The organism is Brachyspira sp. SAP_772 (genome assembly GCF_009755885.1).
Taxonomy (GTDB): domain Bacteria; phylum Spirochaetota; class Brachyspiria; order Brachyspirales; family Brachyspiraceae; genus Brachyspira.
Genome location: NZ_VYIX01000081.1, coordinates 1 through 858 on the forward strand (window position 1 = coordinate 1; position 858 = coordinate 858).

An 858-nucleotide genomic window follows, 5' to 3' on the forward strand; every position below is an offset into this window, starting at 1 on the left:
TTTTGAAACCACTGTTAATGATGAAATCAATAATACTTTAAATAATTATGTAGAAGCTGAAAACTCTAACAGCAATGATAATAACGATATAGCAGAAAACATTGAAGAAAATAATGATATTGCAATTGATGATAATATTACTGAAGAAAATGATACTACTTTTGAAACCACTGTTAATGATGAAATCAATAATRCTTTARATAATTATTTAGAAGCTGAAAACTCTAACARCAATGATAATAAYGATATAGCWGAAARYATTGAAGAAAATAATGATATCGCAATTGATAATAATATTACTGAAGAAAATGATACTACTTTTGAAACCACTGTTAATGATGAAATCAATAATGCTTTAAATAATTATTTAGAATCTGAAAGCTTTGAAAACAATAATGACAATTTAGAAAATACAGAAATAAAAGAGAATATTGACACTGATATTATAAATAATGAAACAAATAATGATGAAGTAATTGATGAGTTAGAAAAAYTAGATGATTTAGTTGAAAACTTAGACAATACAGAATACGACAATAATAATATAGCTGATATAGTATCGCAGGGTTTAGCTGAAATAGAAAATATTGAATATGCTGAAAATARTTCTTTGMAAARTGATGACAGTGTAGTAGAAATCATCGATGAAGAGAGCTATATAAATGAAAATAATGCTAACATTAACAAAGAAAATGATACTACTTTTGAAACTACTGTTAATGATGAAATYAATAATGCTTTAAATAATTATTTAGARTCTGAAAGCTTTGAAAACAATAATGACAATTTAGAAAATATAGAAATAAAAGAGAATATTGACACTGATATTATAAATAATGAAACAAATAATGATGAAGT

The 858-nt window shown here is 23.3% G+C and carries 1 pseudogene; it reads left to right on the plus strand.

Going from position 1 to position 858, the window contains the following annotated elements:
* Positions 1-858, plus strand: a pseudogene (locus tag GQX97_RS12710) (hypothetical protein); the annotation flags it as partial.